The organism is Apilactobacillus sp. EABW-1NA, from assembly GCF_030398685.1.
Lineage (GTDB): Bacteria > Bacillota > Bacilli > Lactobacillales > Lactobacillaceae > Apilactobacillus > Apilactobacillus waqarii.
Map to the genome: position 1 here is coordinate 60097 of NZ_JAPDKO010000006.1, position 15304 is coordinate 75400.

Consider the following 15304-nt stretch of genomic DNA (forward strand, 5'->3'; position numbering starts at 1 on the left):
ACCATGAATTGGAGGTAAAAACATTGGCCAATAATGAAGATTTATCAAGCCATCGTATTGAAAACGTTGACTTATCTGAAAAAATGAAAACATCATTCTTGGACTACGCAATGAGTGTTATCGTTGCGCGTGCCCTTCCTGATGTTCGAGACGGAATGAAACCAGTTCACAGAAGAATCCTATATGATATGCGTGAACTTGGTTTAACTCCTGACAAACCATTCCGTAAGTCTGCCAGAATCGTAGGGGATACTCTTGGTAAGTATCACCCCCATGGTGACGCTGCAGTTTATGGATCAATGGTTAGAATGGCCCAAACATTTAGTTACAGATATCCATTGGTTAATGGACATGGTAACTTCGGTTCTGTCGATGGTGACGGTGCCGCTGCCATGCGTTATACCGAAGCAAAACTAAGCAAAATTGGGATGGAAATGCTAAGAGACATCAACAAGGATACTGTCGATTTCCAAGATAACTTCGATGGTAGTGAAAGAGAACCAGAAGTATTACCTTCTCGTTTCCCTAACCTACTTGTTAATGGTGCTTCCGGAATTGCCGTTGGGATGGCTACAAACATTCCTCCTCACAATTTAAGCGAAGTAATCTCAGCAATTCATATCCTAATGAACAATCCAGAAGCTACCACTGCTGACTTGATGGAAGCATTACCTGGACCTGACTTCCCAACCGGGGGTGTCGTTTTAGGTAAGTCTGGAATTAGAAGAGCTTACGAATCTGGTAAGGGTAGCATCGTGCTACGTGCCAAGACAGAAATCGAAGAACAAAAGAGTGGTAAGCAACGCATTATCGCTACTGAAATTCCATACATGGTTAACAAGGCGAAGTTAATCGAACACATCGCCAACCTTGTTCGTGACAAACGACTAGATGGAATTACAGATATCAATGATGAATCTGACCGTGATGGTATGAGAATCGTGATTGATGTTAGACGTGATGCATCTGCTCAAGTTGTTTTAAACAACCTATACAAGCTAACATTAATGCAAACTAGCTTTAGCTTTAACATGCTAGCCATCGTTGAAGGTACTCCAAAGATTTTAAGCTTGAAAGAAATCTTAAATGAATACTTGGAACACCAAGTTAACGTTATCAAACGTCGTACCGAATACGAATTAGCCAAAGCTGAAAACCGTGCTCACATCTTAGCTGGTTTAATCATTGCTTTGGACAACATTGACCGTGTTATTACAATCATCCGTGAATCACAAACCTCAGCAATCGCCAAGGATCAATTAATGAGTGAATTCTCACTAACTGATAAGCAAGCCCAAGCTATCTTGGATATGCGTCTTGTTCGTTTGACTGGTTTGGAACGCGACAAGATTGTTAGCGAACATGCCGAACTATTGAAAGACATCGAACGTTACAAGGAAATTCTAGGTAGTCGTGAAAAGATTAATGAATTAATCTATCAAGAATTACTAGAAATCCAAGAAAAATATGGTGACGAAAGAAAGACTGAACTACGTGTTGGAGAAGTTCTAAGTATCGAAGACGAAGATTTAATCGCTGAAGAAGATATCATGATTACATTGACTCACAACGGTTACATCAAGCGTACTGCTACTTCTGAATTCAAGAGCCAAAACCGTGGTGGTCGTGGTGTGCAAGGAATGGGTGTCCACGATGATGACTTCATCGAACACTTACTAGCAACTACTACCCACCATTCATTACTATTCTTTACCAACCTAGGTAAGGTTTACAGAATGAAAGGTTACGAAATCCCTGAATACGGTCGTTCCGCTAAAGGTATTCCAATCATCAACCTATTAGGAATTGATACAGATGAAAAGATTCAAGCTGTTATTCCGGTTGACGATAACGAAAGTAACGACGGTAGATTCTTATTCTTCACAACCCTAAAGGGAACTGTAAAACGTACACCAATCGATGAATTCCAAAACATCAGAAGTAATGGTCTAAAGGCTATTCACTTGAAGGATGAAGACGAATTGATGCGTGTATCAACAGTATCTGAAGACCAAAACATTATTATTGGTACTCACTTAGGTTACTGTGTCAGCTTCAAGGTTTCAGACGTTCGTTCAATGGGACGTTCTGCTACCGGGGTTCGTGGTATCCGTCTAAGAGAAAATGATTACGTAGTTGGTGGGGATGTATTAGATCCAAACGACAACGTCTTCGTTATCTCTGAAAATGGTTACGGTAAGCAAACTCCTGCTTCCGAATACCAAATCAAAGGCCGTGGTGGTAAGGGTATCAAGACAGTTAACGTGACTGAAAAGAACGGTCCATTAGCTGGATTGACTACTGTTGCCGGTGATGAAGATATCATGCTTGTTACTGACAAGGGTGTTATGATCAGATTTAGTATTTCTGACGTTTCACAAACTGGTCGTGCTACTCTAGGGGTTCACTTAATCAAGATTGATGAAGATTCCAGAGTATCAACTGTTGCCCGTGTTCAAAAGGAAGACGAAACAGAAGATGATGCTGAAGAACAAACTGCTGAAGTAAGTTCTGATAATACAGAATCAACTGAAGAAACAAATAACAACGATGAAGAATAATCGTTAAACAAAAAAGCTTTCATGTAGGACGTAAAAATCCTATGATGAAAGCTTTTTTATTGTGGTTGTACACCAATAAATCTATAATTAGGCCTTAATACACTTTAAAAAACGGGGGTGAGCGAATGGAAAAACAAAATCAACTAACGCAGAGCCAATCCAACCAACAAATTATTAAGTCACTGACAAGTAATGGGTTGGGGGCCTTTAGTTACGGAATCTTTCAGTACGGGATTAGTTTCATGCTATTGCATGCCACCCATTCTCCATTGAGCTTTGGGATGAATATTGCCGTCGGTCCATTGATTAGTTTATTGACGTTTATTCCGATTGGAAACTTCGTCGATACCCATAACCATAAGCGCATTATCTTTTGGGGCTATGTATTAAGAATGATTGGTTTTCTCGCATTGGCGTTAGCACTACCATTTTTCCATGGTGGATCATTATTGATTCCGGTCGCGATTTTTATTGCGATTGATTCTATCTTGGTTAACTTGAGAAACACAGCGTACTCAGCATCAATTCGCCAATTAGTAAGAATGTCGGATGTGGCCAAACTGACTTCGCTCACCACCGCCGTGGCCTCAGCTTCTAGAATATTATCGCCCGTCTTAGGGATTACGCTGTATGCCTTGATTAGTGTCGAGGGATTAATCGCCCTAGAAATCGCAGCGACGGTAGTAGCGATGCTAATTATGATGTCGCTTCATTTCTACGAGGTTAAAGTAGAAAAACAAGAACGCGTATCGCAAAGACAACAGTTTAAACAAACGCTTCAATATGTTAAAAAACGTCCATTTATTCGTGACAGTATCGTGGCGGAAATTATGGTGAACTTCTTCTACACGGCTGTCGTTACCGGAAGTCCATTCATTATCGTTAACCAATTGGGCTTGCCCAATTCAGTCGTAATTTGGACGGAAACTGGATACTCGATTGGTTATCTAACCGGGAGTTTAATCACCAGTCGATTAAGACAACAAAATCATTTTGGAATTAAGATTATGTCGACCATGATTTTAGTCGGAATTAGTTTAGTCGGCTTAGGATTCCTATTTACCGTTACCAAGAACCAAATGATTGTTTCGGTAATCGGGATGCTATTGTCATTATTGATGGAATTATCGTTTGCCATATTTGATTTGGCGATTGAAATTCGTCTTCAAAGTACCGTTGAACATAACATCTTGGGAAGGGTTAGTTCCACACTCTACACGGTTGGATACGCCATCATGCCATTTGGGACCTTGGTATACACCTGGTTATATGACATGTTCCCACGTGGTAGTTTCATTATGATGATTAGTGGTTTGATTCTAATCATCTACACCGTATTGAGTATTTCCCAATTTGTTCGAAATATCAAAAAAGACGATTTGTATGTAGAAGAGCATGCAGATCAGATTAATTAAACTATAAGTCTAATAATTTAATAAAATATTAATTAAAACTTTATTAATTTGATGATAGAATAAAACTATACAAAAGATGAGGGGATATTCTTATGAATTTTAAGAGAGAGTTAAAGGCATTGTTGTTTGTCTTTTCATTGTTCCTTTTGATCTCTATGGGGGTTAATGCTAATGCTAGCGTTAAGACATACCATCAAAAGGGATATGCTTTGAAGGGTGGCTATGCAACACACTTCGTAAACAACGGAAACTATGCATACATTCCTAAGTATAACTACGGTTCAAGTGCTGGATACTACGAAAGTGCGACTTACCAATCTAATCCATACACTATGTTTGCCAAGGGCGGAAACTTCCGTCGTAACGCCAGAACTAGTTTCTACCTACCAGTCTCATATAACTGGAGTGGTGACCTTGGAAACCCACAAAGTGTCGCTATTTCTAAGTCAGGTCAATACGCTTATGTAATGTACCCAGATGCAAAAACTACTATTGTTAGATACGATTTATGGAAACTTCACAGTCTAGGTGTTGATACCAACAACATGGCAGCACTAAGAATGGGTGTTAGAAACCGTGATCCACAAATTATGTCAGCAATTAAGTTTGGTCCTAAGTTCGCTGCTGGTCACGGTCAATCACTAGCATTGAACCCAAAAACTAACATGCTATGGTACGTAAAGATGGATGTTGTGACTACTACACCAACATTGGTTGAAGTTAGTCCAACTACTTTAAAGCCAGTTAAGCAAATCAAGTTCAAGTTCAGTCGCTCATATTCAATCAATAACGAATTAGCAATTGATAACAACGGAAACTTCTACACATACGTTAAATACCGTATGCAAGGAAAATCCGCTGGTAGAATCGTTATCTTCAAGGGACAAGTTAAGAACAACCACGTTACTTTCCGCGCTATCAAGCAAGGTCTAGCTAACGGTCAAGGTTTCCAAACTCAAGGAATGGGTTACAACCCTGCAAGTAATCGTTTATACTTAGTTTCTGACGGTGTTATTTCATCAATTCCAGTAAACAAGTTAAACAAATTACGTCCAAGGGATGTTAGAACAACCAAGTTCAATACTAACCTAGAATTCGAAGGAGTTGCCTTTAACCAAGCTGGTTTAGGATACATCCTAACAATTCGTGGATCACAACTATTTACTATTAATAACTTTTAAAAATAACGGGAATGTTTCTTTGCGTATATATAAATGTATCGCAGAAAAACAATCCCGTTTTTTGTATTGAATATTTTATTTTTTAATGTTAAACTTATTGAACGTGAGTATTGGTTATAAATAACTCGTACTCCTTACTCAACCCAAGAGGTTGGGTCTAAAGTCCACAAGGAGGTGTAATTCATGGAAGAACACAAATATGAAATTACTTACATCATTCGTCCAGATATGGAAGAAGGAGCTAAGAACGACTTAGTTGCTAAGTTCGACAAGGTTCTAACTGACAATGGTGCTAAGATTATTGATTCAAAAGACTGGTCAAAGCGTCGTTTCGCTTACGAAATCGCCGGTTACAACGAAGGTGTATACCACATCGTTAACCTAACTACTGCAGAAAAGACTGCTCTAGACGAATTCGACCGTCAATCAAAATTCAGTGATGACATTCTACGTCAAATGACTGTAAGAAGATAATTTAGAATTTAAACGTTTTAAAAAAGAGAGGAGTAATTTTCAGCATGATTAATCGTACAACTTTAACTGGTAGATTAACACGGGATGTTGATTTGCGATACACTCCAAGCGGTTCAGCCGTAGGTAACTTCACTTTAGCTGTTGATCGTAGTTTTACCAACCAACAAGGTGAAAGAGAAGCAGATTTTATCAACTGTGTTATCTGGCGTAAATCCGCTGAAAACTTTGCTAACTTCACCCATAAGGGTGCTTTGGTTGGTATTGATGGACGTATTCAAACAAGAAATTACGAAAATCAACAAGGCCAAAGAGTATATGTTACTGAAGTAGTTGTAGAAAACTTTGCATTACTAGAACCTCGTTCAAGTAACCAAGGTAACAACAACGCCGGCAACAATGCTCCTCAAGCAAATGCAGGAAATAACAATCCATTTGATTCATCAAACAATGCCCCATCAAATAATGGTGGCAATAACTCAGCGGATCCATTCGCTAACTCTGGTGATCAAATTGATATTTCCGATGATGATTTACCATTTTAATGTGTAAATAAAAGAGGAGGGAAATTTAATGGCTCAACAAAGAAGAGGTGGCCGTCGTCGCCGTAAGGTTGACTTCATCGCCGCAAACCACATCGAATACATCGATTACAAAGATACTAACCTATTAAGTCGTTTCGTATCTGAAAGAGGTAAGATTTTACCACGTCGTGTTACTGGTACTAGCGCAAAGAACCAACGTAAGTTAACTCTTGCTATCAAGCGTGCACGTATCATGGGCTTAATGCCATTCGTTTCAGAAGACTAAAAATAACTTTTTAACTGGGATTGATTTTTATCGGTCTCAGTTTTTTTATGCTCAAAAATACCTATATGAAGGGGATACAAATAATGTTTGTAGCTCCTTTTTTTGAATAATCACCTAATGTGATAAAATGAAGATATAAAAAAATAAAAAAGAGGAGTTACAATGAAAAAATTGTTCTCGCTAACTAACCTACCTCCATTTTTGAAGAACCAAGTTCTTAGATGGATTGCGTTAGCTTTAACCGTATTATCAATCTTTGGTTTGGTTGTATCTTTCCTATACGATTGGAAATCCGGTGTCCTTTTCTTAGTATTCGTATGTTCATTGTTATCTTACATCTTTAAGAAAATGAACGATCTAAGTGTCAGCACCGATAATTACATCTCAGACCTTTCATACCGTATGCATCGTGGTGAACAAGAAACACTCTTGGAAATGCCAGTTGGTGTATTAATGATCAGTGAAACAGGAGCAATTGAATGGGTAAACCCATATTTGACCCCTTATTTTGGTGATCAAGATTTACTTGGTAAGACCGTCGAAGAAGTAAACGAAGAATTATCCGACATCCTAGAAAACAATTGGGATAATCCTGACTACGCAACCGTGAAATGGGAAGACCATTACTTTACAATGTTGATTCAAAAGGAATATCGCACCATCTACATGATGGATATCACCAAGTACTACCAAATCGAAAAAGACTACAACGACGAAAAAATCGCCGTTGGTCAAGTTTTCTTGGATAACTACGATGAAATTACTCAATCAATGACCGACCAAGAAATCTCAAACCTAAATAACTACGTTACCAACGAATTGACTATTTGGGCTCAAAAATTTGGTTTCTTCATCAAACAAGTGGATGAAGATCACTACATCATGATGGCCTACTCAAAGGTTCTAAAGGATATCGAAGATGACAAGTTCAGCATCTTAGATGAAATCCGTGAATCTACATCTAAGCAAAATTACCCAGTTACCTTGAGTATCGGGATTGCCTATGGTGAAGACAACCTAAACGACCTATCTGAACAAGCCCAAAGTGACTTGGACTTAGCTTTAGGTCGTGGGGGAGACCAAGTTGTTGTTAAGGCTAAGGACCACGAAGCTCGTTTCTATGGTGGTAAGACCAACCCAATGGAAAAACGTACCAGAGTTCGTGCTCGTATGATTTCTCAAGCCCTACAAGAACTATTCAAAGAAGCAGATACTATTTTCGTGCAAGGTCACAGTCAACCGGATATGGACTCAATTGGTGCATGCCTCGGTATTCATCGTTTAGCTAAGATGAATAACAAGCACTGCTATGTGGTTATTCCAGAAGGAACTTTCCACTCTGATGTACAACGTTTAATCGACAAGACTAAGGAAGACGAAACTCTAGCAGATGACATCATCACACCAGATGAAGCCCTACAATTAGCTACTGACAACAGTCTTTTAATCATGGTTGACCACTCTAAACCATCAATGAGTGTGTCTGAAGACCTATACAACAGATTGGAAAGCAAGGTTATGATTATTGACCACCATAGACGTGGTGAAGAATTCCCTGAAAACCCAGTCTTGGTTTACATCGAACCATACGCTTCATCAACCTGTGAATTGATTACCGAAATGTTCGAATATCAATCACAAGATGCTGAACCAGTAAGCAAACTAGAAGCAACAGCAATGTTGACTGGTATCTTTGTTGATACTAAACAATTCACTTTACGTACTGGAACTAGAACGTTTGATGCTGCATCATACCTACGTTCAGCTGGTGCTGACTCAGAAGAAATGCAACAATTCATGCGTGAAAATCCTGATGCCTACATGGCAAGAATGCACCTAATTTCAATGGCCAAGGTCGTTGAAGGACACGAAAACATGATGTATGTAGCCGGTGAAGAAGACAAGGTCTACGATCCTGTCACTGCCGCTCAAGCTGCTGATTCAATGCTAAACATGTCAGGTGTAGAAGCATCTTATGTTATCTCTCATCGTCCAGATGATTTAATCGGTATTTCTGCAAGAAGTAACGGTGAAGTCAACGTGCAAAGAGTAATGGAAGAACTAGGTGGTGGTGGTCACTTATCAAGTGGTGCTACCCAAATTGCCGACAAGACAATTGAAGAAGTGGAACAAATGCTTTTGGATTCCATCAATGAAGTCAAGAGCGAAGAAGCTCCTGAAGAATCAGAAGACAATTAATTCATTCATTTAAAAAAACACCTAGAGAGTTTATAATAATATAAAGACATTAAGAGGAGTGATTTGAATGAAAGTTATATTTTTAGAAGATGTTCGCGGTAAAGGTAAACGTGGAGAAATCAAGAACGTTTCCGACGGATATGCACAAAACTTCTTAATTAAACAAGGTAAAGCTAAAGAAGCAACCAACTCAGCATTAAGCCAACTTCAAGGTGAAAAACACGCCGAAGCAAAAGAAGCTGCAGCTGAATTACAAGAAGCCAAAGACTTAAAGGCAAAACTAGAAGATGATAAGACAGTCGTTGAATTATCTGCTAAAGTTGGTGCTGACGGCCGTTTATTCGGATCAGTATCCTCAAAACAAATCGTTGCAGAAATGCAAAAACAACATGGCTTAAAGATTGATAAGCGTAAGATTGAATTGGGTGAACCAATTAGAACTTTAGGTTACACTAACGTTCCAGTTAAACTACACAAACAAGTTACTGCTACAATCAGAGTTCATGTAAGTGAAAAATAAATCTTAAAGGAAATCGAGGGGTAGTATGAGTAACGAGTATATGAATGGTCAAACACCACCACAAGATTTAGATGGTGAAAAAGCCGTCTTGGGTGCTGTTCTATTAGACAACGAAAAATTAGCAGAAACCCAAGAATTTATTACCTCTGATGATTTTTATCGACATGCTCATCAGTTGATTTTCGCCGCTATGGAGACCTTGGGTGACAAGGATGAACCAATTGATGCGTCGACTTTAAGAACTGAACTTGAAGGTGGCCATAATCTAGAAGATGCCGGTGGTGTGGCTTATTTAGCTGAATTAGCAACCACAACACCAACCGCTGCCAATGCCGTTTACTATGCCAAAAACGTTCACCAAAAGGCAGTTGCTAGACGTCTGATCAAGACCGCAACTGACATCGTTACCGAAAGTTACAACAACAACGGAAACATTGATGAACTATTGGATAACGCTGAACGTTCAATCTTAAACGTTTCGGAAGATAGAAACAGCAATGGTTTCAAGTTCATTGGTGATGTTTTAGGACAATCCCTAGACAGTATTCAAGAATTAGCTCAACAAAAATCAACTGTTACCGGTTTGTCGACTGGTTTTCCAGCCTTAGATAAAATGACAACCGGTCTGCATGATGATGAATTAGTAATTCTAGCCGCTCGTCCAGCCGTTGGTAAGACTGCGTTTGCCCTAAACTTAGCGCAAAATGTGGGTACCAAGTCTGGAAAAGCTGTTGCTATTTTCAGTTTGGAAATGAGTGCTGAATCACTAGTTAGTCGTATGATTTGTGCCGAAGGTAGTATTGATGCTAACCACTTGAGAACTGGTCAATTGACTGGTGAAGAATGGCAAAGTGTCTATATGGCAATGGGTAGTCTATCCAATGCCAGCATCTACATCGATGACACTGCCGGAACTAAGATTTCCGAAATTCGTGCCAAATCAAGACGTTTGGCCAAGGATACTAACAACCTTGGTCTAATCGTGGTCGATTACTTGCAACTAGTTGATGGTGGTAGCCAAGAAAACCGTCAACAAGAAGTTTCATACATTTCACGTCAATTGAAGAAGATTGCCAAGGAACTAGGTGTTCCAGTTATTGCGCTATCCCAATTGTCTCGTGGAGTTGAACAACGACAAGACAAGCGTCCGGTTCTATCTGATATTCGTGAATCTGGGTCAATCGAACAAGATGCCGATATCGTTGCCTTCCTATACCGTGATGATTATTACGAAAGAGAAGATGGTGACGATGATGAAGAAGAATCAGAAGTAGAAGAAAACAACGACGTAGGTGAAGTTGAAGTAATTATCGAAAAGAACCGTTCAGGTCCTCGTGGAACTGTTAAGTTACTATTTATCAAATCACATAATAAATTCTCATCTATCGCATACAATCCAGATGATGAGGGTTAATTAAAACTAAATCCTTAGCGTTTGCTAAGGATTTTTTTGTCAAAATTCGGGGGTGAGAGAATGAATGAAATTAAACTGCACTGGTTATTCTTAGGATCTTTAATCAATAACATTGCGGTAAGTACGGTCTGGCCGCTTACGACCGTCTACATGCATGATGCATTGGGCAAGTCATTGACTGAAGTCGGCATAATTTTGTTCCTATACTCAAGTTCTAACGTTTTGGGTAATTATATATCGGGGAAACTATTTGACCGCCATAATCGCTATATTTTGACGATAATGGGGATTATTACTTCCGTGTTGATATCGTTTGGATTAATTTTCTTCAATGGCTGGCCATACTATCCAATTGGATTGGTATTATTTGGCTTTACGACCGGTTGGAACCTAACGATGATTAATTCCTTAGGGACTACCGTTAAAATGAAATCAGGGCGTTTTATTTTCAATATGCTGTATTTAGCGCAAAACGTCGGGGTGGTATTTGGCACGATTGCCGTTGGATTCATTTATCCAATCGGAATTGGCTACGTCTTCATGTTGACCACTTCCATATTGATTATTTACGGCATTAGCGCCATTCTGACCTATCACAAAGAGGGTTCGATTTATCCTATCAAACGTGATGCGATGAAGAAGACAAAGGTAAAGTTACCGCGTCCAAACTGGATTATCGTCACCACATTCTTCGTAACACTAGCCATCATTTGGATTGTCTATGAACAATGGGTATCCAACATGTCGGTATACATTACCGGATCAGGCATTCCACTATCAATGTACAGTCTGTTGTGGACTTTAAACGCATTCTTGTTGGTAGTATTCCAACTATTGATTAACTGGATTGCGCAAAAACACGACAGCCTATACTTCCAAATTTACTTTGGAATTCTATTTATCGGTTTGTCATTCTTCACACTAATCTTTACCCATACCTACACCGGATTCGTCATCTCAATGATTGTTCTAACATTGGGAGAAGCATCCGTCATTCCTTCAATTCCAGCGTTGGTCAACGAGTTAACGCCGGTTGAAGTAAAGGGGAAGTATCAAGGATTAACCAATGCCTGGGCCGCAATTGGTAAGGCAATTGGACCGTTAGTTGGTGGAATCATCATTGATGCCACTTCGTATGGATTATTGTTCATCATTTGTACAATCACGTGTGTGGTAATTATTCTAGGATCAGAATTAATCACCAGATATTCACGAAAAAAAGTAACTAAATATTCAGAATAATTGGTTCGCTATTTTTATAGCGAACTTTTTTTATTAAAAATAAATTAGAATAGTAAAAGCCGATATGTAGCTATTATTATTTTATCTAATGCTAGTATCGAAAACGTAAATGACAAAATGGTTAGAAAATCATTGACCTTTTTGAACTCAAAGTCTAGTATTTGAAATGTTCAATAAATAAAAAACAAATAACTAATAAAACATTTTGATGAAGGTAATTAGATCTTTAGCCGTACTAAGCGAGTGTCGTTGCTGAAAGGGCATTGCGACTACTGATTGAAAGACTTGATTGTATAAGTTCACTTTTCCAGGTGAAATGGTTGTACCCATTATCGTACCGCGTATGAAGCATTAATTTGTGTAGTACGAGCGAGAAAATATTTGTGAAAATATTTTGAATCTGGGTGGTACCACGTTACAAACGTCCCTTGGCCGATTGGCTGAGGGACGTTTTTTTAGTTGTTTGTTAAAAAGTTGGGAGAGATTTATATGCATAGAAAAATTTTTAAGAACGCCAACATCTTTGATGGAGTCCACGAAGATGTCTTTAAAGATTTTAGTTTTGCAGTCGATGTAGAAACAGGGAAGATTACTGAAATTGCTCAAGAAATTTCGCCAGCATCAGACGACGAAGTAATTGATGTAAATCATAAGTTTGTCGCTCCGGGTTTAATCAATGCCCACACGCATATTACTAGTGAACCTCATGTTGGCAAAGAAAAAGATAAGGATATTGTTGAAACCACGGTTGATTCAATTCAAGCCTTACATGACTTCTTAAAATCAGGTTGTACATATGTTAGACAATGCGGATCTAAGTTTGGAATTGATATTCCAATTAAAAGATTAATTGTCGAAGGGAAAATCAAAAAGGTTCCACATATGATGGCCGCGGGAAAAGCTTTCACGATGACTGGTGGACATGGAGATTACTCTAACGGTGGAAACGTTGTAGATTCCCCTGATGAAATGAGAAAGAAAATTCGTGAAGGGCTAAAAGCTGGTGCCGATTGCATCAAGATCATGGCTTCTGGAGGGGTTATGTCCCCTGGTGACTTCATGGACGAAGCACAGTTAACTGTTGAAGAAATGAAGGTAGCAGTTTATGAAGCTCACAATAAACATAAGATTGTCGCAGCTCATGCAGAAGGAAATCCAGGAATTAGAAATGCGATTGAGGCGGGGGTTGATTCAATAGATCATGGATTTTATGTCGATGATGAAGAAATTGAAATGATGAAAAAACAAGGTACATATATTGTTCCTACCATCATTGCAGCTGCTTCTGTTACTGAAAAAGGAAAAGAAACATTACCTAAATGGGAGCATCAAAAGATGGCAAATGCAATGGAAGATGCATATAAAAATATCAAAAATGCCTTCAAAAAAGGCGTCAAAATTGCATTAGGTACGGATGCAGGAACACCTTATAACTATTTTGATATGACAACACCTAAAGAGTTAGAAATGATGGTTGAACGCATCGGAATGAGTGAATTTGAAGCGTACAGAACTTCTTATAACGCCGCAGAGTTAATGAAAATTAATGATGACTACGGCTCGATTGAAGAAGATAAATATGCTGATTTCATAATCATTGATGACAACCCAATGAAAGATATCAAGGCTGTTCAACAAACAGATAAAGAAGTGTATGTAAGCGGGAGAAAAGAATTTTAAATTAGGGGATGAATTTTATGAAGAAAAACAAGTTTATTATCGGATCAGGAATTTTAATGATGGCAATTGGATTAGCAGCTTGTGGAAAAACAAACTCAGCTACTGAAACATCAAATAACGGAATTACCAAACCAATTAATTGGATGGAAACAGCTGACTTAAGTACATTAGATCCATCTAAAGTGTCCGATGCAGTTACTTCAAATACGATTTCTAATATCCAACAAGGTTTATTAGTAAGTGGTAACAACGGAAAGGTTAATTACGGAATTGCTAAGAGCTATGATGTTTCAAAAGATGGTAAAACATATACATTTCATTTACGTGATGCAAAATGGAGTAATGGTGAAGATGTGACAGCTGATGATTTTGTTTACGGAATTCAACGTACAGTTGATCCAAAGACAACGTCTCAAAGTTCTTATGACATGGACCACATTCAAAACTATGATGAAGTTCAAAAAGGAACTAAACCAGCTACTGACTTAGGGGTATATGCACCTGATAAACATACTGTTGTATTTAAGCTTTCATCACCACAACCATACTTTAAGTACTTAGTTACTGGCACAGACTTCTTCCCACAAAAGAAATCTTATGTAGAGTCAAAGGGAGATAAGTTTGGAACTAGCTCAGACAATGATATCTATGATGGCCCATTTACCATGACCGGTTGGACTGGTACAAACGATACATGGAATTTGGTTAAGAATAAGTACTATTGGAACGCTAAAAATACCAAAATTGATAAAGTTAAGGTTAGTGCTGAAAAAGATACTAATACTGCCTTTAATGAATATCAATCTGGACAATTAGATGAAATGATGCTTTCAAGTAAAGAACAAGTAAAGCATTTCAAGAATAGCCCAGAGTACCATCAAAGAACTAATTCAGGTGTTTACTTTATTGAAATGAATGAAAAGAGAGTTCCAGCTTTTAGAAACGAAAACATTCGCAAGGCAATGTCTATGATCATTAATAGAAGCCAATTTACCAAAGATGTAATGGGTGATGGTTCAGTACCAGCTAAGGGAATTGCTGCTCAAGGAATTTCATATAATAACGGTAAAGACTTCACTGATGCATCATATGTAAAAGATGCTGCTACTTACAACAAAGATAAAGCCATTCAATACTGGAAGAAAGGGATGAAAGAAATTGGTAAGAAATCAATAACAATTGATTTGCTATATGACGATACTACATTGGGTAAATCAGTAAATGAATTCCTTCAAAATGTTGCTTTTAGTCAACTACCAGGATTGAAAGTAACTACTTCAACCATTCCAATGAAGAATAGAATGGCTCGTCAACATAGTGGCGACTTTGACATTACTGTTGCTGGATGGGAAACAAATTATCCAGACCCAATTTCATACTTGCAACTAATGACTAGTGATAGTTCATCTAACTACGGTAAGTGGAGCAATAAAGAATACGATAAGCTTGTAAATGATGCATCAACTACTGATGCTAATAATCCTTCAAAACGTTGGAACGACATGGTTAAAGCCGAAAAGATTCTTATGAATGAACAAGGAATTATTCCTTTCTATCAAAGATCACAACCACAAGTTTTGAAGACTAACATTAAAAATGTTGGATACTCAGCAACTGGTGCAATGTGGTATCTAGGTGATGCCTACGTTGAAAAATAACATAAAAAAAGAACCCGTTTAAAGGGTGACCTGAACCCCTAAAATTGGAAGATGGTTATGCTATTTTCTGGGAGGAATTGATCCGGTATTCAACCGGTGACATTCCTCCCAGTTTTTGTTTTATACGATAATTGTTGTAATAAGATATATATT

At 38.3% G+C, this 15304-nt stretch carries 13 protein-coding genes; 12 read left to right on the plus strand and 1 reads right to left on the minus strand.

Annotated features, from left to right (window positions below; translation table 11 throughout):
* Positions 1-23: 23 nt before the first annotated feature.
* The 12 genes from gyrA to OEZ61_RS02995 all read left to right on the plus strand — a co-directional run bounded on the left by gyrA (position 24) and on the right by OEZ61_RS02995 (position 15151).
* Positions 24-2561: a DNA gyrase subunit A gene (gene gyrA, locus OEZ61_RS02940; protein ID WP_178391585.1), complete on the plus strand. Its 2538-nt coding sequence runs from the start codon at positions 24-26 to the stop codon at positions 2559-2561.
* A gap of 125 nt (positions 2562-2686) precedes the next feature.
* Positions 2687-3976, plus strand: coding sequence for an MFS transporter (locus tag OEZ61_RS02945; RefSeq protein WP_198178136.1), 1290 nt, complete (start codon positions 2687-2689; stop codon positions 3974-3976).
* 92 nt (positions 3977-4068) lie between these two features.
* Positions 4069-5157, plus strand: coding sequence for a hypothetical protein (locus OEZ61_RS02950; RefSeq protein WP_094750779.1), 1089 nt, complete (start codon positions 4069-4071; stop codon positions 5155-5157).
* Positions 5158-5340: 183 nt separating this feature from the next.
* Positions 5341-5631, plus strand: a complete 291-nt coding sequence (gene rpsF, locus OEZ61_RS02955; RefSeq protein ID WP_034533768.1) for a 30S ribosomal protein S6 — start codon at positions 5341-5343, stop codon at positions 5629-5631.
* Positions 5632-5675: 44 nt separating this feature from the next.
* The gene (gene ssb, locus OEZ61_RS02960; protein ID WP_034533769.1) at positions 5676-6173 is read left to right on the plus strand and encodes a single-stranded DNA-binding protein; all 498 of its coding nucleotides are present in this window, start codon (positions 5676-5678) and stop codon (positions 6171-6173) included.
* 28 nt (positions 6174-6201) lie between these two features.
* Positions 6202-6438, plus strand: coding sequence for a 30S ribosomal protein S18 (gene rpsR, locus OEZ61_RS02965; protein ID WP_034530639.1), 237 nt, complete (start codon positions 6202-6204; stop codon positions 6436-6438).
* A 162-nt stretch (positions 6439-6600) separates the two neighbouring features.
* Positions 6601-8637, plus strand: coding sequence for a DHH family phosphoesterase (locus tag OEZ61_RS02970; RefSeq protein ID WP_080997860.1), 2037 nt, complete (start codon positions 6601-6603; stop codon positions 8635-8637).
* A gap of 67 nt (positions 8638-8704) precedes the next feature.
* Positions 8705-9157 carry a 50S ribosomal protein L9 gene (rplI, locus tag OEZ61_RS02975; RefSeq protein WP_034530642.1) on the plus strand — a complete coding sequence of 151 codons (453 nt, stop codon included), beginning with the start codon at positions 8705-8707 and terminating at the stop codon, positions 9155-9157.
* Between the two features lie 25 nt (positions 9158-9182).
* On the plus strand, positions 9183-10571 hold the full coding sequence (gene dnaB, locus OEZ61_RS02980) for a replicative DNA helicase (protein ID WP_034530644.1): 1389 nt from the start codon (positions 9183-9185) through the stop codon (positions 10569-10571).
* Positions 10572-10631: 60 nt separating this feature from the next.
* Positions 10632-11813: an MFS transporter gene (locus tag OEZ61_RS02985; RefSeq protein WP_290046878.1), complete on the plus strand. Its 1182-nt coding sequence runs from the start codon at positions 10632-10634 to the stop codon at positions 11811-11813.
* Between the two features lie 489 nt (positions 11814-12302).
* A complete protein-coding gene (locus OEZ61_RS02990; protein ID WP_198178134.1) occupies positions 12303-13493 on the plus strand; it encodes an amidohydrolase family protein in 1191 nt (396 codons plus the stop codon).
* A gap of 17 nt (positions 13494-13510) precedes the next feature.
* Positions 13511-15151, plus strand: a complete 1641-nt coding sequence (locus OEZ61_RS02995) for a peptide ABC transporter substrate-binding protein (RefSeq protein WP_198178133.1) — start codon at positions 13511-13513, stop codon at positions 15149-15151.
* A gap of 55 nt (positions 15152-15206) precedes the next feature.
* On the opposite strand, the gene OEZ61_RS08140 is transcribed toward OEZ61_RS02995, so the two are convergent.
* Positions 15207-15299 (minus strand): IS3 family transposase, encoded by a 93-nt coding sequence (locus tag OEZ61_RS08140; RefSeq protein WP_080719905.1) that lies wholly within the window; start codon positions 15297-15299, stop codon positions 15207-15209.
* Between the last annotated feature and the right edge of the window lie 5 nt (positions 15300-15304).